19 protein-coding genes are annotated in these 21712 nt (G+C 61.5%); 1 reads left to right on the top strand and 18 read right to left on the bottom strand.

All coding sequences use genetic code 11. The features are described from left to right. Positions 1 to 656: 656 nt before the first annotated feature. The 6 genes from B9Z51_RS12325 to B9Z51_RS12300 form a co-directional block, all read right to left on the bottom strand. A complete protein-coding gene (locus B9Z51_RS12325; protein ID WP_108375176.1) occupies positions 657 to 1004 on the bottom strand; it encodes a DUF86 domain-containing protein in 348 nt (115 codons plus the stop codon). Continuing rightward, the gene (locus tag B9Z51_RS12320; protein ID WP_108375174.1) at positions 1001 to 1291 is read right to left on the bottom strand and encodes a nucleotidyltransferase family protein; all 291 of its coding nucleotides are present in this window, start codon (positions 1289 to 1291) and stop codon (positions 1001 to 1003) included. Before B9Z51_RS12320 ends, B9Z51_RS12325 begins: the two co-directional genes overlap by 4 nt. A 196-nt stretch (positions 1292 to 1487) precedes the next feature. Continuing rightward, entirely contained in the window at positions 1488 to 2552 is a 1065-nt protein-coding gene (locus tag B9Z51_RS12315; protein ID WP_108375172.1) for an AraC family transcriptional regulator, read from the bottom strand. Positions 2553 to 2577: 25 nt separating this feature from the next. Beyond that, positions 2578 to 3762, bottom strand: coding sequence for a CaiB/BaiF CoA-transferase family protein (locus B9Z51_RS12310; RefSeq protein ID WP_108375170.1), 1185 nt, complete (start codon positions 3760 to 3762; stop codon positions 2578 to 2580). Further along, positions 3759 to 5294 (bottom strand): class I adenylate-forming enzyme family protein, encoded by a 1536-nt coding sequence (locus B9Z51_RS12305; protein WP_108375965.1) that lies wholly within the window; start codon positions 5292 to 5294, stop codon positions 3759 to 3761. The genes B9Z51_RS12310 and B9Z51_RS12305 overlap by 4 nt, the downstream gene beginning before the upstream one ends. 417 nt (positions 5295 to 5711) lie before the next feature. After that, positions 5712 to 5930, bottom strand: a complete 219-nt coding sequence (locus tag B9Z51_RS12300) for a DUF433 domain-containing protein (protein ID WP_108375167.1) — start codon at positions 5928 to 5930, stop codon at positions 5712 to 5714. A 144-nt stretch (positions 5931 to 6074) separates the two neighbouring features. On the opposite strand from B9Z51_RS12300, the gene dapD reads away from it, so the two are divergent. After that, the gene (gene dapD, locus B9Z51_RS12295; protein ID WP_108375164.1) at positions 6075 to 7052 is read left to right on the top strand and encodes a 2,3,4,5-tetrahydropyridine-2,6-dicarboxylate N-succinyltransferase; all 978 of its coding nucleotides are present in this window, start codon (positions 6075 to 6077) and stop codon (positions 7050 to 7052) included. A gap of 90 nt (positions 7053 to 7142) precedes the next feature. On the opposite strand, the gene B9Z51_RS12290 is transcribed toward dapD, so the two are convergent. The 12 genes from B9Z51_RS12290 to B9Z51_RS12235 all read right to left on the bottom strand — a co-directional run bounded on the left by B9Z51_RS12290 (position 7143) and on the right by B9Z51_RS12235 (position 21692). After that, positions 7143 to 7976, bottom strand: coding sequence for a Bro-N domain-containing protein (locus B9Z51_RS12290; protein WP_108375162.1), 834 nt, complete (start codon positions 7974 to 7976; stop codon positions 7143 to 7145). A gap of 181 nt (positions 7977 to 8157) precedes the next feature. Continuing rightward, on the bottom strand, positions 8158 to 11271 hold the full coding sequence (locus tag B9Z51_RS12285; RefSeq protein ID WP_108375159.1) for an efflux RND transporter permease subunit: 3114 nt from the start codon (positions 11269 to 11271) through the stop codon (positions 8158 to 8160). Between the two features lie 10 nt (positions 11272 to 11281). Further along, positions 11282 to 12424: an efflux RND transporter periplasmic adaptor subunit gene (locus tag B9Z51_RS12280; protein ID WP_108375157.1), complete on the bottom strand. Its 1143-nt coding sequence runs from the start codon at positions 12422 to 12424 to the stop codon at positions 11282 to 11284. 83 nt (positions 12425 to 12507) lie between these two features. Beyond that, positions 12508 to 13845, bottom strand: a complete 1338-nt coding sequence (gene yjjJ, locus B9Z51_RS12275; protein ID WP_108375154.1) for a type II toxin-antitoxin system HipA family toxin YjjJ — start codon at positions 13843 to 13845, stop codon at positions 12508 to 12510. A 156-nt stretch (positions 13846 to 14001) separates the two neighbouring features. Then, positions 14002 to 14418: a DUF2809 domain-containing protein gene (locus tag B9Z51_RS12270; RefSeq protein ID WP_108375152.1), complete on the bottom strand. Its 417-nt coding sequence runs from the start codon at positions 14416 to 14418 to the stop codon at positions 14002 to 14004. Next, on the bottom strand, positions 14405 to 15232 hold the full coding sequence (locus tag B9Z51_RS12265) for a DUF817 domain-containing protein (RefSeq protein WP_108375149.1): 828 nt from the start codon (positions 15230 to 15232) through the stop codon (positions 14405 to 14407). The genes B9Z51_RS12270 and B9Z51_RS12265 overlap by 14 nt, the downstream gene beginning before the upstream one ends. A gap of 2 nt (positions 15233 to 15234) precedes the next feature. Further along, complete coding sequence (locus B9Z51_RS12260; protein WP_108375146.1) at positions 15235 to 16365, bottom strand: ATP-binding protein; 1131 nt, start codon at positions 16363 to 16365, stop codon at positions 15235 to 15237. Between the two features lie 126 nt (positions 16366 to 16491). Beyond that, positions 16492 to 17421: an alpha/beta hydrolase gene (locus tag B9Z51_RS12255; protein ID WP_108375143.1), complete on the bottom strand. Its 930-nt coding sequence runs from the start codon at positions 17419 to 17421 to the stop codon at positions 16492 to 16494. A gap of 483 nt (positions 17422 to 17904) precedes the next feature. Next, complete coding sequence (locus B9Z51_RS12250) at positions 17905 to 20013, bottom strand: acetoacetate--CoA ligase (RefSeq protein WP_233254951.1); 2109 nt, start codon at positions 20011 to 20013, stop codon at positions 17905 to 17907. A 75-nt stretch (positions 20014 to 20088) separates the two neighbouring features. After that, complete coding sequence (locus B9Z51_RS12245; RefSeq protein ID WP_108375140.1) at positions 20089 to 20418, bottom strand: hypothetical protein; 330 nt, start codon at positions 20416 to 20418, stop codon at positions 20089 to 20091. Continuing rightward, entirely contained in the window at positions 20415 to 20984 is a 570-nt protein-coding gene (locus tag B9Z51_RS12240) for a cob(I)yrinic acid a,c-diamide adenosyltransferase (protein ID WP_108375138.1), read from the bottom strand. The genes B9Z51_RS12245 and B9Z51_RS12240 overlap by 4 nt, the downstream gene beginning before the upstream one ends. A 132-nt stretch (positions 20985 to 21116) precedes the next feature. Next, on the bottom strand, positions 21117 to 21692 hold the full coding sequence (locus tag B9Z51_RS12235; RefSeq protein ID WP_108375136.1) for a hypothetical protein: 576 nt from the start codon (positions 21690 to 21692) through the stop codon (positions 21117 to 21119). Positions 21693 to 21712 lie beyond the last annotated feature (20 nt).

The raw sequence follows: 21712 nt of genomic DNA, 5'->3' as shown, positions 1-21712 counted from the left end.
TTGCCCGAGGTTTGCCGACCTTCAGATTCTGTGCAGTGGCAAGGGTATTTCTTCGGCAAGGTAGCGCCTCTCTGCCACTCATCTATTCATTAGAAGTCAAGGAAATCGAACAGCGAGAAATCGATATCCGGAAACTCCAACCATGACAGATCGAAGTCGAACCAGGAGGTGTCTGTCACGTTGCTCACGCTCGAAAGCATGTCACTTTTCATGGATACATAGTCGCAACTCTCGCCAACTGATCGGTGGTAATCGTCAAAGTCTTTGTGTGAATTAAACGCGGCATAAGACCAACACACAAAGTCAAAATCTACTTTATTGCGATGATTGGCCGCCTTGACTTCCTCAATGGTGTAGTACTGCTTCTTACCGTAGTTCTGCAGAAGATCGTTTCCGATCTTCCGGACTTGTTGGCGTCTATCGGCAGGAGAGATTGCGCATGCTGGCATAAAACAAACGTGGAATAACTTGAGTTGACTTACAAAGGTGATCGAATGCGACGGCTAACTTTGATGTATGCGACCAATTAGCCAATATGGCAACGCGCTGGACAAAAAATCATTTCGCATTATCGGCTTGGCTTTGAGGACTGTCCGCATGTAGGTAGGCGCCAGATTTGAGTTGAGGCGTGTCCTGACTATTGGGCCCACTGTCTATTACCCGGAAACCGCCTTCACCAATTTGTAGAGATCAGGCAAGTCGTTGCAAATCGTTTTCCAGACCATTTCAAAATCCACTTTGTCATAGCCGTGTGACAAGCGATTGCGCATGGCGTACATGACCTGCCAAGGGATTTCGTCATTTGCGGCTGCAAATGCCGCATCTGCGCGTTGTATATTGTTGGCCGCCTCACCAATGACCTCAATGTTGCGAATCACCGCATCCTGAATCAGTTCACTGCTCAAAAACCCAAGTTCGTCAACACCCGCTGTGTGGCGCTCAATACGCTCAATCGCAGCCAGAATGTGGCCCAAGTAATCAGGCACGCGCAATGCTTTGTTCATACGGGGACAGCCTCGGCCAACACAAAATTGCGGAACTTGTCAGGTAATGCATTGGGGGTCAACACATCCACGGACACGCCCAAGAGCTTTTCCAGCTCAACTTGAATCTTGGCCACATCCATGAACGTTGTGCTGGGTGTTGGGTCAATCAAAATGTCCAAGTCGCTGCCTTCTTGGTCATCACCATGCAGCACAGAGCCAAACACACGGGCATTACAGGCGCGATGACGCTCAACCACAGTGCGAATAGCATCGCGGTTTGTTTGCAAAGCAAGAGATGGCTTCATGAGTGTTCTCCCACATTGAAATCCGATTGATTCATAACTTGTTCACGCTTGTAGCGCCACACCAAAACCCGAATTGTCAATCAAGATACAGAAGTCTTGGAAAACGTCAAATTCACATCAAAGACCTCGGGGCAAATGTTTGTGGACTGCGGGCGTTCTATCGCGGCGAGGGCGCCGCTCCTACAAAGAATAGCGGTTAAGTCAACGCTTCAGCCTCAACAGGTTCGTTGTGCGCCTGGCGGTAGGCGCCGGGCGTCAAACCCGTCCAGCCCTTGAAGGCGCGGTGGAAGGTGCTGGCTTCTGAAAAGCCCACGCGGGCAGCCACTTCCAAGAGCGGCAGATCAGACTGGGTGAGGAATTCCACGGCCACGTCGCGGCGCAGGGCGTCTTTGATCATTTGGTAGCCCTGGCCTTCGCGTTGCAGACGGCGGCGCAGGGTCTGGGGCGTGGTGGCCAGCATGTCGCTGACTTCTTCGAGCGAGGGCATTTCTTCGGCCAGGTAGCGGCGCAGCATGCGGCGGATGCGCTCGGTCAGGCTGGCCTGGTCGCGGTACTTGACCAGCAGGCAGGCCGGGGCCTGGTGCAAGAACTCTTCCACGCTTTCGGTGTTCTGCACCACGGGCAGGTCGAGCCATTTGGCGTCAAAGCGGTAGCCCCATTCGCCCGCCATCAGGTGGATGGGCGCTTGGAACAGTTTGGACGCATCGCTGCGGCGGGCCACTTCGCTGTCTTGGTAGACGACTTCATCGACGGGGATGCGCCGCGCCGCCAGCCAGCACATGACGCCGTAGCTGAGGAACATGAAGACCCGCACGGCGTAGGCCTGGCGGTCATTCAGCGCGTGGCGCGGGCTCATGCGCAGATACGCCACGCCGCCGCTGACCACCAGGCGCGGCACAAAGTCGGGCAGCAGCGCGTGGTAGTAACGCAGCCCTGCGCGCAGGGCGTCGCCCACTTTGCGGTGGCCCACCAGCATGCGGCAGCCCATGGCAAACGAACCCAGAGGCAGCGCGGTGGTGCTCAGGCCCCAAAACTCGTCACGGTGGTGGCGTACCAGCGCCGTCATCAGGCGGGCAAACTGGGTTTGGGTGACGCGCGCCAGCTTGGATTCGAGCAGCGCAGGCAGGATGCCCGCTCGGCGCAACACGGCGGCACGCTGGTCTTCGTCCTCGATGGCCATGAGCATCTGCACCACCTGGTAAGCCGCGATGGTGTGCTGAATGCTGTGTTGGGCGGGCGTGGCGTTGGGGGGGCGGTTCATGGCTCGGTCGGTCAAGACAGTGCCTCTATCCTACGACTTTGCGTTGGCACAAAACATCAATCTCGGCGTCATCGAGTCCCGCAGCGGTCAGCAGCTCGCGGGTGTGCTGGCCCTGCAGGGGCGCGGGGCGTTGCACTTCAAAACGGTAGCCGCTCATCTGCACGGGCATGGCCATTTGTGTCATGGTCTCGCCCTGCGCGGTCTGCACCTGCACCCACATGCCTCGGTCCTGAAAGTGCGGCAGCTGTTGCGCCTCGTCGAGCTTGAGCACAGGAGTCACGCAGCAGTCGGCACCTGCCAGAACCTGCGACCAGTGGGCCAGCGGGTGGGCCTGCACCGCTTGGGCGACTTCATGGCGCACCCAGTCGTTCAAGTCCTGGGTTTTGGGGATGTGGTGCTCGGCCAAATCAGGGCGGCCCAGCAAGGTGCAAAAGGTGTCCCAGAACTTGTGCTCGAAAGCGCCCACGGCCAAGTAGCGGCCGTCTTGCGTGGGGTACAGGCCGTAGCAGGGCAGCGCCCCGGTGAGCTTGTCGCCACCGGGCGCGGGCACGCGGCCCCGGCTGTGCAGGCCAGCGAGCGGGATGACCGCATGGGCCAGCACGCCGTCGGCAATCGCCACATCCACATGGCGGCCTTGGTCGGTGCGCTGCGCGTCGAACAACGCCGCCAGGATGCCCATGACGGCGGGCATGGTGCCGCCCAGCAAGTCGCCCATGGGCAGGTTGGACAGGGCCAGCTCGCCAGCGGGCGTGCCCACTTGGTCGGCCACGCCGGCATAGCCGCAGTAATTCAGGTCATGCCCGGCCTTTTGGCTCAGCGGCCCGGTCTGTCCGTAGCCGCTGATGCTGCAGTACACCAGGCGCGGGTTGCGTGCACGCACCACGTCGTAGCCCAAGCCCAGCCGGGCCATCACACCCGGGCGAAAGCCTTCGACCAACACGTCGGCAGCCTCGCACAGCTTGAGCAAGAGCTGCACGCCTTCGGGTTGCTTGAGGTCCAGGCGCATGCCGCGTTTGTTGCGGTTGAGCATTTCGCGCACCGCAGGCGAGGCGTAGTCGCCCGCGCCCAGGTCTTCGATCTTGATGACGTCGGCGCCCAAGTCGGCCAAGTGCAGGGTGCACATGGGGCCGGGCAGCAGGCGGGTGAGGTCGAGCACGCGCACGCCTTGCAGCGGCGGGCGGTTGGGCTGATGGGTGGCGGTGCTGCTCATGCGCGTGCTGCGGTCTTGCGCAGTTCGGTTTTTTGGACTTTGCCTGCGGCCGTGAGCGGCAGCTTGTCGCGGAACTCATAACTCTTGGGGCACTTGAAGCCGCTGATCAGCGCGTGGCAGTGCGCCGAGAGTGCTTCAGCGCTGGCCTGCGCACCGGGCTTGAGCACGACGATGGCGTGCACGGCCTCGCCCCATTTCTCGTGCGGCACGCCGATCACGGCGCACATCGACACCGCGGGGTGGCTGGTGAGGGTGCTTTCCACTTCGGCGGGGTAGACGTTTTCGCCGCCGGTGATGACCATGTCTTTGATGCGGTCGATGACGTACAGGTAACCATGTGCGTCCATCACGCCGCCGTCTCCGGTGTGCAGCCAACCGCCTGCCAATGCCTTGCGGGTGTCTTCTTCACGGCCCCAGTAGCCTTGCATCACCGCAGGGCCACGCACCAGGATCTCGCCAGGTGTGCCGGGCGGCAGTTCGTGCCCTTGCTCGTCGGCGATGCGGATCTCGGCCGACACCCCGGCCTGCCCGGCCGAGCGGATGCGCTCGCTGTCCAAGAAAGCCGCGTCGCGCAAGATCGGCAGCGCCGAGACGGCGGCCGAGGTTTCGGTCATGCCATAGACATGGATGAAGTCCACCTCAGGGAAAGCCTGCAGGGCGCGCCTGAGCAGCGGCAGTGTGATGGGTGCCGCGCCCCAAAGGATGCGTTCGAGCCGGGGCAGACCCTGCGGGTCAAAGCCGGGGGTGTCGAGCAGCATTTGCAGCATGCTGGGCACGATGACCAGGTCGTTCACGCCTTCGCGGGCCATGATTTCGACCACCGGCTGGGGCTGAAATGCAGGGACCGTCACGCAGGTGCCGCCCACCACCGTCTGGCCCAGCATGCGGCCCAAGCCCGCCACATGGAACATGGGCGAGGTGAGCAAGGTGACGTAATGCGGCGGGTTGGGCACCTCGGCCATGCGCCCCACCAACGAGGCCCAGAGGTTGCCGTGCGAGAGCATCACGCCCTTGGGAAACCCGGTGGTGCCCCCGGTGTAAACGATGGCGGCCAGGGTATCGGGCACGCTGCGCACATCCTCCATGGGCACGGCTGCAGCCAGTTGCGCCTCCAGCGGCAGATAGCCCGCCGGGGCCTGGGCTTCGCCGATGTAAATCCGCTGCCGCAGGGTCGGCAGGGCGTCGGTCATGGCTTGCGCGGTGGCCATCAGGCCATCGTCCACCGCCAGCGCGCTGGCGCCGCAGTCGTTCAAGGCGTAGGCCACTTCGGCGGCGGTCCAGCGGGTGTTGATCGGGTTGATCACCAGCCCGGCCCAAGCCCCGGCCAGCAGCAACTCGATCATGCGGTCGCTGTTCAGAGCCAGCACAGACAAGCGCTCGCCCGGTTGCAAGCCGAGGGTGCGCAGGGCCGACGCGGTGCGGGCCACCCGGTCCACCAGTTGCCGGTAGGTCTGGCGGCGCGTGCCTGTGACGGTGGCGATCTTGTCCGGGTGCCTTTGCATCGAGCGGTGCAAACCAGCGGTGAGGTACATGCTTGTGTCTCCATCGGCGCGGCCTGACTGCGGGCCGTTGCCATGGGGTGATTGCACAGCGCAGACGGGTCGGCCGCAATCGCTGCAAGGCTCAAAGGAATTGGCAGAAAGTGACAGGGTAGGGGGGTGTGGGGCGTCTGATCTGATGACACCAGCGATATACAACTCAGTCGCGGTGCGACATGAAGTGACTTATAGATCCGACCCTGTGAAGTTTGAAGTGAAAGGCTTTTCTTGGTATAGCGATCAGCTCTGCGATCAGTGTGGGAGCCCCGCCCTCGGGGCGATGGGTGGTGGTCTGCGAGGCTCAATCGCGGCGAGGGCGCCGCTCCCACAAAAAAAGCGTTCATGCAAACTTCATCGGGCCGAATCAATAAAGAACCAGTCTGCGGGACAGGTTCTCGTCCAACAACAATTTCATTGCACGGCCAGCGTGTGAACCTTGTGCTCGCGGTCTGCGGCATAAGCCAGCACAGCCGCAATGTCTTCCATTTCCAATTCGGGGAAGTCTTCAAGGATTTCGGCCACCGGCATGCCGCTGGACATCATGGACAAGACGTCATAGACCGAAATCCGCAGCCCACGGATGCAAGGTCGTCCACCGCGTTGTCCAGGGGTCAAAGTGATTCTGTTCATGAGTGGGCTCACATTCCGTCAAATTTCATCTGATTTTGGCATCATTCAGGGTTATCAGTTCCAAGACCGGCCATCCCCGATAATCACGCCTTCAGATTTCCAACGGCCCGCAGACACTGCGGGCCATTTTTTCGGAGCAACACCATGAGCACTTTCCAAACCACCGGCGCACGCGCCACGGGCCTGGCCACCTTGGCCGCTGACGGCACCGTGCTGGACACCTGGTTCCCGGCCCCCGAACTGGCCGATGGCATCGCCGCCAGCGGCAGCACCCGCTTGACCGAGGCCGAAGCTGTGGCGGCCCTGGGCGCTGACGTGGCCAAGGCCCTCTCCGCCTGCGCCGTGCGCAACACCACCGTGGTGGCTGTGCGCACCGAGATCAAGTCGCTGGCCGACGCGCCCGCCGACACGCACGACGCCTACCTGCGCCTGCACCTGCTGAGCCACCGCTTGGTTCAGCCGCACGGCGCGAACGTGACCGGCATCTTTGGCCTGCTGGCCAATGTGGCCTGGACCAACTTTGGCCCCTGCGCCGTGGCCGATGTGCCCGCCGCCCGCCTGAAGGCCCGCGCCACAGGCCGCGTGCTCGAAGTCAAAGGCGTGGACAAGTTCCCACAAATGACCGACTACGTGATCCCGTCTGGCGTGCGCATTGCCAACGCGGACCGCGTGCGCCTGGGCGCGCACCTGGCCAGCGGCACCACCGTCATGCACGAAGGTTTTTGCAACTTCAACGCGGGCACGCTGGGCGCCAGCATGGTCGAAGGCCGCATCAGCGCGGGCGTGGTGGTGGACGACGCCAGCGACATCGGCGGCGGCGCGTCCATCATGGGCACGCTGTCGGGTGGCGGCAAAGAAGTCATCAAGGTCGGCAAGCGCTGCCTGCTGGGCGCGAACGCCGGCATCGGCATCTCGCTGGGCGACGACTGCGTGGTCGAAGCCGGTTGCTACATCACCGGCGGCAGCCGCGTGCAACTGCCTGACGGCAGCCTGATGAAAGCCAAAGAACTGTCCGGCAAAAACGGCATCTTGTTCCGCCGCGATTCACAGTCGGGCGCGCTGCACGCCATTCCGCGCAACAAGAGCTGGGGCGAGTTGAACGCTGAGTTGCACAAGAACTGATTTTTCAGGTCTTCTCAAAATCAAACGGCGTGCACGCGAAAGCGGCACGCCGTTTTTTTGCCCAGGCCCTGAGCCTTTGCAAGTTCTCATTCATTCTTTGCTCAGTTTTTTACGGGTCGAAGGCGGTAAAAAGTTGCTGCCATTCACCACTTTCTCGCCTGTCAGCCGCTCCAGATCTTCCTTGGCACGTTTGGCGACACGGCCACCCGCCACACCCGCCTTGGCGTTTTCCGGCAAACCCCGAGCCTGCTCTTTTTGCGCAATCTGACGGGTCGATAACTCAGCCAACGCCGTGAAAATCAGCTCTGCCTCGCTCATGTGATCGCGCAAGTTTTGGCTTTGCAGGGTCTTGAGCGCCTTGTGCTCCTTGACACTGACCCCCGCCCATTCCTGGTGAATCAAATTGGTCAGCATCGCAAATTGGTCGGTTCCGTCGACTCCGTGCGTCTGCCAATAATCGGTGAGCTTGTTGCGCGTCTCTTGCCCGGTCATGCGCTGCTGAATCCACTTCTCGCTGCGCCCCATTTTTTGCCAATTCTCACGGGCACGGTCCAGGCTTTGGGCGGGGTCAGCGATTTCCTGCATCCGTTCATAACCGACCTTGGCCAGCCATTGCTTGAACGGCTCGGCCTTGGGTGAAGGGATGGACTGGATCAGGCGCAAGATTGTGGGAACGTCGGCGGCATCGGTTTCACGATATTTTCCGTCCGGAGAACGCATTTTCAACTGTCCGATTTCTTCGGACAGTTGACTGCCTTCTTTTTGCAATTTGACCTTCAAATCGCTCCAATACTTGCGCGGTCGTGATGAGCCTGTGAGCACCTGCACCACATCCACCACCGAGAAATACCATTTCTCCTGCCCAGCATCCCAATGCGAACGGACATGGATGGATTCAAAGAGTTTGATTTCGTGATCAGTCATGACGGGCTCCCTGTTTCAATGTACCTTGTCTTTTTTGCGGTCAACGCTCGTGGTCGACCGATGGTTTTGAAAGTATGTCCCGAAATGCTCAAGTTTTGTCAACACGAGCCTAGCGACATCTGCGCCCTGTGCATCAGCCTCTCTCTGAGGCGACGACTGTGTGGTCAAACCGGTTCCTGGATCACCTGTGCACCCTCGTCAAACGCCCCCACACCCGCCCCGACCACTGCCCCAAATCATCGAGGTAAGTGAACACCACCGGAATCACCAGCAGGCTGAGCACGGTGCTGGTGAGCAAGCCGCCGATCACGGCAATGGCCATGGGCGAGCGGAAGCTCGCGTCGGCCGCGCCCCAGCCCACGGCAATGGGCAGCATGCCCGCGCCCATGGCAATCGTCGTCATGACGATGGGCCTTGCGCGCTTATGGCAGGCGTCCAGAATCGCGTCCCAGCGGCTCATGGGCGGCACGGCGGGATGATCACCCTCGGCGGGCTTGCCGCGCCGCGCTTCGATGGCGTACTCCACCAGCAAGATCGAGTTTTTGGTGGCGATGCCCATGAGCATGATGAGGCCAATCAGCGAGGGCATGGAGAAGCTCTTTTGCGCGATCAGCAGGCCCACAAAGGCACCACCCAGGGACAGCGGCAGCGCCGCCAAAATCGTGATGGGATGCAAAAAGCCTTTGAACAACAGCACCAGCACGATGTAGATGCACAGCACGCCGATCAGCATGGCCAAACCGAAGCTCGCAAACAGTTCGCCCATGACTTCGGCATCGCCCACCTCGACGATCTTCACGCCCGGCGGCAGACTTTGCAGCGCGGGCAGTTGTTGCACCGCTTGCGTCACGTCGCCCAGCGGCATGCCCGACAGTTCGACCTCGAAGTTGATGTTGCGCTGGCGGTCGTAGCGGTCAATCACCGCCGGGCCGCCCGCCACCTCGATGCTGGCCACTTGGCCCAGCATGACGGGGCCACGGCTGCCGGGCACCATCAGGCGCTCGAGCGTGGCCAGGTCGTGCCTCGACTCGTCACCCAATTTCACGACGATGGGCACTTGGCGCTCTGACAAATTGAGCTTGGGCAATGCCTGGTCGTAATCGCCCAGCGTGGCCACACGCAAGGTGTCGCTGATGGCGGCGCTGGTCACGCCCAAATCGGCGGCTTTGGCAAAGTCGGGGCGCACCGCGATCTCGGGGCGCACCAGGCTGGCGGTGGACGCAATCGACCCCAGGCCTTGGATGGTGCGCAGGTCACGCTCCACGGCCATGGCGGCGGTTTGCAGGGCTTGCGGATCTTCGCCCGTGAGCACCAGCACGTATTTCTCGCCCGACCCACCCAAGCCCACCTTGCTGCGCACGCCGGGCAGTTGTTGCAGCGCGGTGCGGATGTCGTTTTCAATGGCTTGCTTGCGCGGACGTTTGCCGCGCTCGGTCAGCTGGATAGTGAGCGTGGCCTTGCGCACTTCGGCCGCGCCGCCACCGGCAAACGGATCACTGCCTGCGCTACCGCCGCCAATCGTGGTGTAGACGCTCTTCACGTCGTTCACCGTCATAAGCAGCTTGCGGGCATGCTCGGCACTGGCCTGGGTTTGCGCCAAGGTCGAACCCGGTGGCAGCTCCACATAAACCTGGGTTTGCGAGTTGTCGTCCGGCGGAATGAAGCCCTTGGGCAAGAGCGGCACCAGCATGATGGAGCCGATGAAAAACAGCGTGGCCAGCACCATGGTGACCAGGCGGTGCTTCATGCACCAAGTGGCCCAGACCATGTAGCGCTTGAGCCAGCCCGGCTCGTGAGCGGCCGTGACGATGGGCTTGAGGATGTAGGCCGCCATCATGGGCGTGAGCACCCGCGCCACCACCAGCGAGGCAAACACCGCCAACGACGCCGTCCAGCCAAACTGCTTGAAAAACTTGCCCGGAATGCCGCTCATGAAAGCCGTGGGCAAAAACACCGCGATCAAGGTGAAGGTGGTGGCGATCACCGCCAAGCCAATCTCGTCGGCCGCCTCCATGGCCGCCTGGTAGGGCGACTTGCCCATGCGCAAATGGCGCACGATGTTTTCCACCTCCACAATCGCGTCGTCCACCAGCACGCCAATCACCAAAGACAGCGCCAGCAAAGTCACCACGTTGATGGAAAAGCCCAGATACGCCATGCCAATGAACGCCGGAATGACCGACAGCGGCAGCGCCACGGCCGAGACAAAGGTGGCCCGCCAGTCGCGTAAAAACAGCCACACCACCAACACCGCCAACAGCGCGCCCTCGTACAGCAGCACCAAAGAGCCCTTGTATTCCTCTTCGACCGGGGTCACAAAGTCAAAGGATTCGGTGATGGCGATGTCGGGGTTTTGCAATCGGTAATCGGCCAGCGCCTGGCGCACCAAACGGCCCACGGCCACCTCGCTCTCGCCTTTGCTACGCACCACCTCAAAGCCCACCACGGGCACACCATCCAAGGTGGCGGCCGAGCGGGCATCGGCCAGGGTGTCGCTCACCGTGGCCACTTGGTCCAGCCGTACGCTCCCTCCGCCTGGGCCACCACGCGAGGTGGACAACTCGATTTGACCCACTTCTTGCGCCGTCTTGACAGTGGCCAATGTACGCACGGGCTGTTCACCCGCACCGATGTCCATGCGGCCACCCGAGCCTTCGCGCTGCACCTGCTGCAGCTGGCGCGACACCTCGGCCGCCGTGATGCCCAGCGACTGCAAACGGTTCACATCCAGCGCCACGCGCACCTCACGCGTCACACCGCCCACGCGGTTCACGGCACCCACACCGCGCAGCGACAAGAGCTTGCGGGTGATGTCTTTGTCCACCAACCAAGACAGCGCTTCGTCGTCCATGCGCGAAGAACGCACGGTGTAAGCCAACACGGGCGAGCCCGCCAGGTTGAGCTTTTGCACCACCGGGTCGCGCAGGTCACCGGGCAAGTCGGCCCGCACCCCCTGAATGGCCGAGCGCACATCGTCCACCGCTTCTTGCGTGGGCTTTTCCATGCGGAACTCGGCGGTGATCGACACCACGCCGTCTTGCACTTTGGTGGTGATGTGCTTCAACCCCTGCAGCGGGGCCAGCGCGTTTTCGAGCTTGCGGGCCACATCGGTTTCGAGCTGCGAGGGTGCAGCGCCGGGCAAGCTGGCGGTGACGCTGATGGTGGGCACGTCCAGATCCGGAAAGTTCTGCACTTTCATGGACCCAAAGGCAATGAAGCCGGCCACCGTCAGCAGCACAAACAGCATGACGGCGGGAATGGGGTTGCGGATCGACCAGGAAGAGACGTTGAGCATGGCGTCCCTTTTATTTGGTGGCGGGTGTGGCGGGTGTGGCGGGTGTGGCGGGTGTGGCGGGGGCAGCTTGAAAGGCTGGCGCGTCCACCACACGCACCGTGTCGCCGTGGTTCAGGAATGCCCCACCACTGGCCACCACGCGGGCATCGGCTTTCAGGCCGCTGGTCACCTCGACGCGGCCTGCGCTTTGGCGTCCGGTTTGCACTTTGAGCTGGCTGACTTTTTGATCGGCCCCGACGGTGTAAACGTAGCTGAAACCATCACGCACCACCACCGCCGCTTGGGGCACGGTGAGCGCCTGGCTTTGTCCCAACGCGATCTCGCCTTGGGCGTACATGCCGGCGCGGGCGCTGCCGGTGGCACTGGGCAAATCCACGTAAACGATGGCGTTGCGGGTTTGCGCATCGACCGAGGGCGCCACCATGCGCACCTTGCCTTGCAGCATCTGGCCGCTGGCGGCCTTGATCATTACAGGCGCGCCCACCTGAATGCGGCCAATCTCGGCGGCCGTGACTTCAGCCCGCCACTCAATGCGGCCCTGACGGATCAAACGGAACAACTCGTTGCCTGCGCCCACCACGCTGCCCACGGTGGCTTGCCGGGCCGAGATCACGCCCGCATCGGGCGCACGCACCTGGGTTTGCGACAGGCGCACGTTTTGCAGCTGCACCATGGCGCGGGCCGACTGCACACGCGCCTGCGCCGACGCATCGGCGGCCAAGGTCTGGCTCAACTGTGCGTTGCTGAAAAAGCCCTGCTGCTGCAAGCTGCGAGCGCGCTCGGATTGGGCCTTGGCCTCTTGCGCACTGGCCGTGGCTTCGGTCAAGGCCGCTTCGGCCTGCGCCAGCTCGGCGCGCAAGGTGTCGGACTGCAAACTGGCCAACACATCACCACGCTGCACCCGGTCGCCCACATTCACGCGCACATCGGTGATTTTCAGGCCGTTGGCCTCGGCCCCAACGATGGCCTCTTGCCAGGCGGCCAGACTGCCGTTGGCGCTGATTTTTTGAGCCAAGCTGGCCGTTTGGGGCGTGGCCACCGTCACCGTCAGGCTGGGTTTGGAAGCCAAAGGGCCCTTGGCCTTTTCATCGGCAGCCCCTGCTGCACCCCCAAAAGCCACCAACAAACAGGCCATCGTTGCAGATATTTTCATGACTGACTCGCTGATACCAAAAAGGGATTGAGTTTATCGGTGGACAGGAAGCCCTTTGGCGTCAATGGCTGCATGTCTGAATTTCACATCCACAGCGCCTGAACCACACCGGCATTGACCCGCGCCACTTCTCGGAATTCGGCACCAATCCGCTTATCCGCCACAGCGCATTGCCAGAACTGCACGGCCAACGCCCGCGCTTGCGGCCAGACGCCCAAGGTGTGGGCGTTGGGGCGCGGCAGTTGCTTGGACCAGTCACGCGCCACCACCTCGCCCGCCACCGGGGCATAAAACATGGGCAGCATGTCGTAGGCGGGGGCCAGTTGCCAGCGGTGCTGGTGCAGCAGCAGCGACACATTGCCGTGATGGCGGTCGGTGTTGGCAATCAGGGCACCAAAGGCGTCGAGAAGGCACAGGGTCTGGATGTCGGCGGCGCTCAGGCTTTCGTCACCGGCGCGGCCGGTCTGCATGGCGGTGGCGGCCCATTGCGATCCGATGCCGATGTAGTGCGCGTCGTACATCTCCAAAGACACCATGCCGACGCGGCCCTGGTGGGTGCGGTCAAATCGGCAGCTTTGCAAAAAGACGCGGCCACCGGCCTGCACGATGTCGGTTTGTGCGGCGGCGATGCCTGCGGCTTGCAAGGTTTGCAGGGCCAAGGCCTCGCACACCAGCAGGTCGCGCCATCGCTGATCTGCCGAGCCATCGCCTGCGGGCGAGAACTTGACCAGTACGGGCACGCCACCCGTCACCGCGCAAAACTTGGGTTGCTCACCACCTGCGCTCGAGCCTTGGGCTGCGCTGCCCAAGGCTTGTAATGCCAGACGGGGGTAATCCTGCGCTGGGTCCATCACCACCGGGGCGGCGCTGCGGCTGGTGGGCAAGGCCAGATAGCGGTCAAGCGAAGCAGCGCCCACCAGCAGGTTGCCCGCCAGGTCTTCGCCTGCGCTCACCAGCGCCAGCAGGATGTGATCGTCGGTCCAATGGGCCAAATGGGGAGGCAAGGCCAAATCAGGATGCGCCTGCGCGAAGGCCCGGCCCAAAAAACCTTGGGGTCGGGTGTCCATCAAGAACCAGGGCATGTTGGGGTGAAACGCGCTTTGGCCGTGATCCTTGTCGGCTTCGTCCATCCAGAAGCCGCCACCGGCCAGCGGGTAGAGCGTGCCAAAGCGTTGCAGTTCGCCGTCGGCCTGCACCTGGTGGATGAGCACCTGACGGCCCACACCGGGCACATCGCGCGGCAGCAGGTAGCGCTGCGCCCGGGCCGCCCCCACCTTGACCACTTGGCCTGAGGCCAGCAAGGGGGTCAGCAGGCGCGAGACGGTGGGCTGGCTCACGCCCAGCTGGGCCTGCAACTCGGGGCTGCTGGCGTGGCCGTTGTGGCGTCGCAAGGCGGTGATCAGGGTGTCGGTGCTGCTCATTGAATGGATAACTGAATAGATATTTCAATGATACGGGTGATTCAAGCTGTTGTCGTTGAAGGAATTTTCAAGTAACTGCTCCGTTTGAAGTTCTTTTCATGAATGGTTTCAAACCCGCGACGCGCCTTCTGTTCCCACCTCATCGGGCTTGCACCCTCAAAACGCGATGCGGTTTTTCTGCCCTGTCCGCCACCGGTCCAGCAGCACACCCACCGCCACGCCAACGGTGTAAGCCGCCAAATCTGTCCATGAAAAGCTGGCCCCCAACACCAGCCGCCCCCACACGGTGTGCCGAATGGCGTTGAGCCACGGGGCTTGGACCCGCTGCGAAAACTCCACCAGGTAGCACGTCAGCAAGCTGGCTTGGGCCAAAAAGGCTGTTGTGGCCACAGGGCGAAAAAGTGACCAGACACCGAACATCATGAGTGCCCACAGCGCATCGCCAGGGTGGTTGTTCAGGCCATAGGGCCAATGCTGGCCGTAGCGGCGCGATGCCAGGCCCAGGGCAATGACCATACCGATGCCTGCCAACGACACCCAGCGACTGCGCGACGTGGATTCATTGCGGCACATGGATGGTGGCCTTGATGTGTTTGAGGTTGGTGACGATGGTGAAGCTCATGAGCACCAACAAGGACCAGGCGCTCCATTTGCTCACATGCACGGCGGCCCATGCGCCCATTTGGTGGGGGTAGGCCCACAGGCCAAAGAAGGTGCCGATGTTTTCCGCCAACCAGATGAAGAATGCCACCAGCACCAAGCCCAGCGCCAAAGGCATGCGGCGGTCTGTCTGGTGGGGGCGAAACACGATGCGCGAACGGGCATAGAGCCCCAGCGCCAGCGCGCCCAGGTACCAGCGGTAATCGCCGATGTAGTGGTGGGTGAAAAAGTTCAGATAGATGGCACTGGCCACCCATCCCGCCATCCAATAGGGCGGGTGGTGCTCCACCCTCATATTCAGCAAGCGCCAAGCCTGAATGATGTAGCTGCCCACCGCCGCATACATGAAGCCGGAAAACAGGGGCACGCCCCACAACTTGCTCCATGCCGGATCGGGGTAGGACCAGGACTTGATGCCGCTGGAGGTCTTGAATACTTCGAGCGCAAAGCCCAGCACATGAAACACACAAATGGCCTTGAGTTCATCCCAGCTTTCCATGCCTGACACCAGCATGCCCAACTGAATGACCAAGGCGATGAGCAGCAGCACATCGTAGCGGGCGACGCCCCATATGCCCGTACGCGGCACCAGCCACACCGACAGGAAAAACAATCCGGCAAACCAGCACGCCTGGGCTTCTTTGCGTGTGAATTCAAAAAGCTCCAAGGCCCAGCTTTGCCAAACAGCCGCATTCAATGGCAAGGTCAATGACTTCGTTTTATTCATGTTCAGGTCGCCAGCCCATTCAAATATTCAGGCGCTGCTGCCACCTGAATATGGCCCAAGGTGTAGCTGTGCCGCGCATGGCGCACCACCTGCACGGCCTGCACCGGGGCTTTTTCCAGCGCAAAGCGTTGCAATGCGCGGTGCGGTTTTTCGTCGTACAGCTTGGATTCCACCAACTGCGTGAGCTGGTTTTTTTCGCTCAGCGCAAAGTCCACCTCGGCGCCATCTTTGGTGCGGATGTAGTGCAAGCCCGCCTCTTTGCCTTGCACATCGTGCTGCCATTGCACCTGCTTGAGCAAGGCGGTGGCCACCAGGTTTTCAAAGCGCAGGCCTTCGTCGCCTTCGACCAGGCCGGTGTCGTAAAAATAGACCTTGGGGGTTTGCAGCACCGAGCGGGCGATGTTGTCGTGCCAGGGGCGCACCACAAACACGATGTAGAGCGCCTCCAGAATGTCGAGGTATTTTTTCAGCGTCACGGGCGACACGGCCAAGTCTCGAGCGATGCTGGCCAGCGACAGGGGCGAGCCCACACGCGAGCGCAGCATTTGGGCAAACAGGCGGATGGCGTTGACCTCCTGAATGCGCGAAAACTCCTGCACGTCGTTGCGCACCAAGCCGTCAAAGTATTGCCTGCGCCAGCGCTCGGCCTGTTCGTTATCAGGCGCCAGACAGGGCTCGGGAAAGCCGCCACGCTCCAGCAGGTGGGTCAACGCCGCATCGGGCGTGGCCCCGGTTTGCTCACACCATTCGCGCACCGACAGAGGGTGAAGACGCAAACCGAAAAAGCGTCCGGCCAGCGATTCGCCACTTTGGCGGAAGGTGTCCATGCGGGCGCTGCCCGTGACCAGCAGTTGCTGGCTGGCGGGTTTGCCGTCATAGACGCCTTTGAGCCATGCTTTCCAGTCGGGCATTTTGTGGATTTCGTCGAGCACCAGCAGCGTCGCTTGAGGACTCCAGCGCTGGTTCAGGATGAGCGCCCGGTCGGCTGGCACGTCGTAGTTCAGGTATTGCCCGCCTTGCTGGGCGATCAGTTGGCGGCTGAGCGTTGTTTTGCCCACCTGGCGGGGGCCGGTGAGGAACACCATTTTGCGGGCCAAGTCGGCCTGCACACGGTCGTCTAGGTAGCGTTTCATGGGCGCTATTTTGCGACTTTTTAAAAGTACTTTGGAATTTAGTCGCGACTTTTATTCAAAGCTCTGAATAAAAGTCGCGGATATGGGTTGTCAACGTACCAAGACTCGTACAGCCCACGCCCGCACTCAACGCACCCGATCCACCCACTGCTTGATCAAGTTGGCCACTGTTTTGTCCGCGCTGTTGATCGAATAGACCTCGGACATGTGGCTGTGGCCCATAAGTTTGTAGAGGCCGGGGCATTGGCCCGCCTTGCACAGCGCAGCGTTGAGTTGTTCGCTTTGGGCGTGAAAGTCTGGCGGGTCCAGCTCGGCATACGCCAGGAGCAGGGGCACCTTGGCGGCCACCAGGCCGGGCACGGCCGAGCGAGCGGGGTATTGCGCGGCGTCTTTGCCAAAGTAGGCTTGCAGGGGCGGGTTGACCTCCGAAGTGGCCGGGTCAAAGAGGCCAGAGAGCAGAACGGCACCAGCCAAGCCCGAGCCAGGGACGACATGGAACTGCGGGTGCGCCACGTATTGCGCCACATGGGCAGCACCGGCCGAGTGGCCCATGAGGATGATGCGCTGGGGGTTGCCGCCGCTGGCGGCGATGTTTTCACGCACCCATTTCAGGGCGGACTGGATGTCTTGCTGCGCGGCAGGCCAGGGGTTGGCCGGGGCCAAGCGGTAGGTCATGTTGACGCCGACCATGCCCTGGCGCACGGCCCACAGCATGATGTTGTCGTAAAACGGGCTGTCACCGGTGCGGCGCTCGCCGCGCATGAAGGCGCCGCCGTGCACGAACACCAGCACGGGCTGGCCCGCCTGCGGTTTGTCGGAGGTGAACACGTCCAGCAGGTTTCGGGCATCTGCGCCATAACGCACGTCGCGGCGCACCTGCACGCCCGCATAGGGCTCGCGCTCGGCCAGCGGGGCGTAGAGTTTTTCGGTGGGCGGCGGTGCGACGACGGGGCCGATTTTGCGCAGTTCTGCGGCGATCTGCGGCGTCACGGCAGAAGGCAGCGCGACAGTTTTGGATGAAGGCGCAGAAGCACACCCCACCAAGGCCAAAGACATCAGAACTCCACAAACGATGCGCATGACAAGAACTCCGGTTGGATCAAAAAGGTACTCAGGCCGTTGATGCAGAGGCTATGGCGCATGATGCGCCGCACTTGGCGCCGTCCATGTCGCTGGTGAGTCATGCCACACCCCGCCGCGCTGTGCTCCGACATGGCAGGCATATGGATTCGGCCCGATGAAGTCTGAGCCGGGTGTTGCCAGTTGCAATGTTTGTGTGGGAGCTTGCCCTGCAAGCGAAAAGCCTGGGGTCCTCAAGCGTCTGATCGCCAGCAGGGCTAGCGCCCACAAGGTGCAAGTTCGAAGTCACCCTGCAGACTTCGCTTGCTGGATCAATAAGCTTCTGGATTGCCGCGCTTCACTCGCCATGACGGTGGTGTTGTGCGATACCGCTTTCCCCGTCATCGCAAGGAACTTGTGACTTGGCGATCCAGTCAGTGCTTGAGCGAATCCCCATGACGGATCAAGAGCGCCTGCGTATCAAGCCTTGGCCAAATGCTGTTTGGCCAGTTCCACATACCAATCGAGACACCCCGGGTTGGCCATGGCGTCCTTGTTGACGACCTTCTCCAACGGCTGACCGAGCATGAGTTTCTTGATCGGCAGTTCCTGCTTTTTGCCGGACAAGGTGCGCGGAATCTCAGCCACCTGAAAGATTTCGTTGGGGATAAATCTCGGGCTGAGCGCCACCTTGATGGCGTTGTTGAGCTTGGCTTGGAGCGCTTCGTCCAGCGTCGTGCCGGGGCGCAACACCACAAAGAGCGGCATGTAGCTTTCCTTGCCCAAATACTCCAGGTCCACGACCATGGAGTCCATGACTTCGGGCAGGGCTTCGACGGCGCTGTACAGCTCGCTGGTGCCCATGCGCAGGCCGTGGCGGTTGATGGTGGCGTCGCTGCGGCCAAAGATCACGCAGCCTTCGCCCTCGCCCTTTGTTTCCGGGTCTGCGTTGCCAATGCGCAGCCAGTCGCCGTGGCGCCAAACGCCACCCATGCTGGCCGGGCCGTCGCCGCCACCGGGTTGTCGGCCATGGCCTGCGGGGTACATCTCGAAGTAACTGCTCAGGTAACGGGCGTTTTCTTTGTCGCCCCAAAAGAACAGCGGCATCGAAGGAATGGGCTGCGTGCAAACCAACTCGCCCACTTCGCCCTTGACCGGCACGCCGGCTTCGTTCCACGATTCGACTGCGGCACCCAGCATGCGGCACTGCATGACACCGGGCTCTTGAGGCAGCTCGCGGTGGCCGCCCACAAAGGCGCCCGCAAAGTCGGTGCCGCCCGAAATGTTGCACCACCAGATGTCGGTGCCGATCTTCTTGAACTCTTCGGTGCCCCAGCTTTGCGTCTCAGGTGACAAGGGCGAGCCGGTGGTGCCCAAAGCGCGGATCAGCGACAGGTCGCCGCAACGCGACAGGTCAACACCGACCTTTTGGCAGTTGGCAAAAAAGGCCGCACCCGCGCCAAAGAAGGTGACCTTTTCTTCAGATGCCATGCGCCACAAAATGCCCCAATCGGGGTTGTCTTTGCTGCCGCCAGGGTTGCCGTCATAAATCACGCAGGTCACGCCATTGAGCAGGCCCGCGACCTGGGCGTTCCACATGACCCAGCCGGTGGAGCTGTACCAGTGAAAGCGCTCGCCAAAGCTGTTGGCGTGGTAGCTGCAACCCACGTCGTTGTGCAGGATTTTGTTGGCCAAGGCCACGATCACGGTGCCGCCGTGGCCGTGCACGATGGGTTTGGGCAGGCCGGTGGTGCCGCTCGAGTAAACGATCCACAGCGGGTGGTCAAAGGGCAGCCACATAGGCTCGAAGACCTGCACCTCGGCGTCGTCGCGAGAGGTGACCACCGACATGGGCACGCTCGCAGCCACGTCGCACTGGGCGATGTCGACGGTGCCGAGGTTGTCATGGATGATGACGTGCTGCACGCTGGGCAGGGCGTCCTTGAGCTCCTGCACCACGGTCATGCGGTCAAAGTCTCGCCCGCCATAGCTCACGCCGTCCACAGCGATCAGCACCTTGGGCTCGATCTGCTTGAAGCGGTCGAGCACGGCGTTGGTGCCCATGTCGGGGGCGCAAATGCTCCACACGCCGCCCACGCTGACGGTGGCCAAAAACGCCACCATGGCCTCGGGGATGTTGGGCAGGTAGGCGGCCACGCGGTCACCCGGCTGCACGCCGTGCGCCTGCAGGTGCAAAGCCATCGCGGCCACCTGGCGGCGCAGTTCGGGCCAGCTCATCTCTCGGCGCAGGCCTTTTTCATTGATGCTGATGACCGCCGGGAATCCGGCCGCATGCGCGGGCTGGACATGGCGCAGCACCTGGTGTGCGTAGTTGGTCTTGGCACCGGGGAACCACTTGGCGCCCAGCATCACGTTGTCTGCCAGCACGGCGGTGTGCGGGGTGGGCGACTCCATTTCGAAGTAATCCCAGATGCTTTGCCAAAACCCATCCAACTCGGAGACCGACCAGCGCCAGAGGTCGTTGTAGGTGTCAAACGTCAGGCCGCGCTGGTCACGCAACCAGTTCTGGTACAGGCGAATCTGCGGCACATAGGGTGCGGGAGCGTGGGGCAATGTGGCTTTAGTCATGACACTGAGCGTAGCAGTGGCCATGCCCGGCTGTCACGACCCACACCCCTCAAAACATGCGCATAGGTGACAGGTTTATCGGCTCACGGTTTCGCAACGGCCCTGGCCTGATGCCAAGCCACGAAAGTCACTGGTCCATTGGGCCTGGCGCAGATCAATCTGAATGCGCTCGTTGTCGATGGCGGTGGACACGCCATGGGGATGGATGGAAAAACTGTATGGCGTCAGCCCGTCAATGCGCACGTTGCGGATGGTTTTGCGGTCCCAGTCGATTTGCACCTCGCGCACCCAGGTGCTGCGGGCGGGCAGGTAGGCCACCGCACATGACAAGGTCACGGTTTGTGGCGCGGCCTGCGCCTGGCAGGCCCAAGCCAAGGTCAGCGCGCCAAGATGCAGAGGTTTCACTCGGCACCGGAGCCTTGGCTCATGCGTGCGCTTTTCCAATACACATCGTCCCCGCCGTTCATCCGGTTGAGCACACGGGCCAGCACAAACATCAAGTCCGACAGGCGGTTAAGGTACTGACGGGGCGTGTCATTCAGCGCTTCTTCGTTGCCCAGCGCCACACAAGCACGCTCGGCGCGACGCGCCACGGTGCGGCACACATGGGCTTGCGACGCGCCACGGGTGCCTGCGGGCAAGATGAACTCTTCGAGCTTGGGCAGTTGGGCGTTGTATTTGGCCAGCGCCGTGTCGAGTGCCGCGACAGCCTCTTCCTTGAGCAATTCAAAACCGGGAATGGACAGCTCGCCCCCCAGGTTGAACAGCTGGTGCTGCACCTCGACCAGCACATCACGCACGTCAGCGGCCATGTCTTCGCACAGCAGCACGCCGATGTTGGAGTTGAGCTCGTCCACCTCGCCCATGGCGTGCACACGCAAGCTGTTTTTGGACACCCGCTGGTTATTGCCCAAGCCGGTGGTGCCGTTGTCGCCGGTGCGGGTGGCGATTTGTGTGAGTCGGTTGCCCATGGTGTCCTTTACTTTCAATGTCCATCACTTACAGGTCACTGCAATGCCCGTATCGAATCAGATTAGCGAGCCATGCCAAAAATATTGGCCGCGTCTGCGGTCTGCAAGGATTTCTCCATCCTTGGCCGCAAATCAATGGCGTGTACGTCTGCCTGCACTGGCCCAAAGCCCCATTTTTTCATGAGCTTGCTGCCAAAAGCTGACGATCCTACCCCAAGCACACGCGCTGGAAACGGGCTGTGCTGTTTGAAAATGCCAGGCAATGCGTTGCACAAACTGGCAAACGCCAATGCTGCACGTGTCGGTTGGTTCTGCCTCAAGGCGGGGGTTGACGATCATGCTGCCAACGTACCACAGACCGGTGCAATCGTCTGTGCACGACAGGATGTCCCGCGCCTCAATGGATTCCTCGTCAATCACCCCCACACGCAAGCGTTCATAAAAGTCCGTCGTCAACTGCCACACATCGGCATACGCCAGCAATTCGTCTTCTTGTAATAAGACGATAAAACCAGCGCCATTTTTGCCGACACAACGCGCCAACTCATCAGGCTGACGGTGCAGACCCTTGCCGTAGGCCTGCTCTTCCCACTGGCAAATGAGGGTCAGGTAGTGGTGCTGTGCGGTGGCGCTCAGTCTTAATTCATTGAATGTGAGTGTTTTCATCAAACTTTTGAACCATTTTGAAATCAAAAACGATTTATGCATGAGTCCTACTCAAACCTTTG

It is taken from the genome of Limnohabitans sp. T6-5 (assembly GCF_003063315.1).
GTDB lineage: Bacteria > Pseudomonadota > Gammaproteobacteria > Burkholderiales > Burkholderiaceae_C > Limnohabitans_A.
This window is presented reverse-complemented; position numbering and strand designations above follow the sequence as displayed.

Bases quoted from the DNA above. Each gene is read 5' to 3' on its own strand.
- B9Z51_RS12325 (WP_108375176.1), bottom strand. From the start codon at position 1,004: ATGAACAAAGCATTGCGCGTGCCTGATTACTTGGGCCACATTCTGGCT.
- B9Z51_RS12320 (WP_108375174.1), bottom strand. From the start codon at position 1,291: ATGAAGCCATCTCTTGCTTTGCAAACAAACCGCGATGCTATTCGCACT.
- B9Z51_RS12315 (WP_108375172.1), bottom strand. From the start codon at position 2,552: ATGAACCGCCCCCCCAACGCCACGCCCGCCCAACACAGCATTCAGCAC.
- B9Z51_RS12310 (WP_108375170.1), bottom strand. From the start codon at position 3,762: ATGAGCAGCACCGCCACCCATCAGCCCAACCGCCCGCCGCTGCAAGGC.
- B9Z51_RS12305 (WP_108375965.1), bottom strand. From the start codon at position 5,294: ATGTACCTCACCGCTGGTTTGCACCGCTCGATGCAAAGGCACCCGGAC.
- B9Z51_RS12300 (WP_108375167.1), bottom strand. From the start codon at position 5,930: ATGAACAGAATCACTTTGACCCCTGGACAACGCGGTGGACGACCTTGC.
- dapD (WP_108375164.1), top strand. From the start codon at position 6,075: ATGAGCACTTTCCAAACCACCGGCGCACGCGCCACGGGCCTGGCCACC.
- B9Z51_RS12290 (WP_108375162.1), bottom strand. From the start codon at position 7,976: ATGACTGATCACGAAATCAAACTCTTTGAATCCATCCATGTCCGTTCG.
- B9Z51_RS12285 (WP_108375159.1), bottom strand. From the start codon at position 11,271: ATGCTCAACGTCTCTTCCTGGTCGATCCGCAACCCCATTCCCGCCGTC.
- B9Z51_RS12280 (WP_108375157.1), bottom strand. From the start codon at position 12,424: ATGAAAATATCTGCAACGATGGCCTGTTTGTTGGTGGCTTTTGGGGGT.
- yjjJ (WP_108375154.1), bottom strand. From the start codon at position 13,845: ATGAGCAGCACCGACACCCTGATCACCGCCTTGCGACGCCACAACGGC.
- B9Z51_RS12270 (WP_108375152.1), bottom strand. From the start codon at position 14,418: ATGTGCCGCAATGAATCCACGTCGCGCAGTCGCTGGGTGTCGTTGGCA.
- B9Z51_RS12265 (WP_108375149.1), bottom strand. From the start codon at position 15,232: ATGAATAAAACGAAGTCATTGACCTTGCCATTGAATGCGGCTGTTTGG.
- B9Z51_RS12260 (WP_108375146.1), bottom strand. From the start codon at position 16,365: ATGAAACGCTACCTAGACGACCGTGTGCAGGCCGACTTGGCCCGCAAA.
- B9Z51_RS12255 (WP_108375143.1), bottom strand. From the start codon at position 17,421: ATGTCTTTGGCCTTGGTGGGGTGTGCTTCTGCGCCTTCATCCAAAACT.
- B9Z51_RS12250 (WP_233254951.1), bottom strand. From the start codon at position 20,013: ATGACTAAAGCCACATTGCCCCACGCTCCCGCACCCTATGTGCCGCAG.
- B9Z51_RS12240 (WP_108375138.1), bottom strand. From the start codon at position 20,984: ATGGGCAACCGACTCACACAAATCGCCACCCGCACCGGCGACAACGGC.
- B9Z51_RS12235 (WP_108375136.1), bottom strand. From the start codon at position 21,692: ATGCATAAATCGTTTTTGATTTCAAAATGGTTCAAAAGTTTGATGAAA.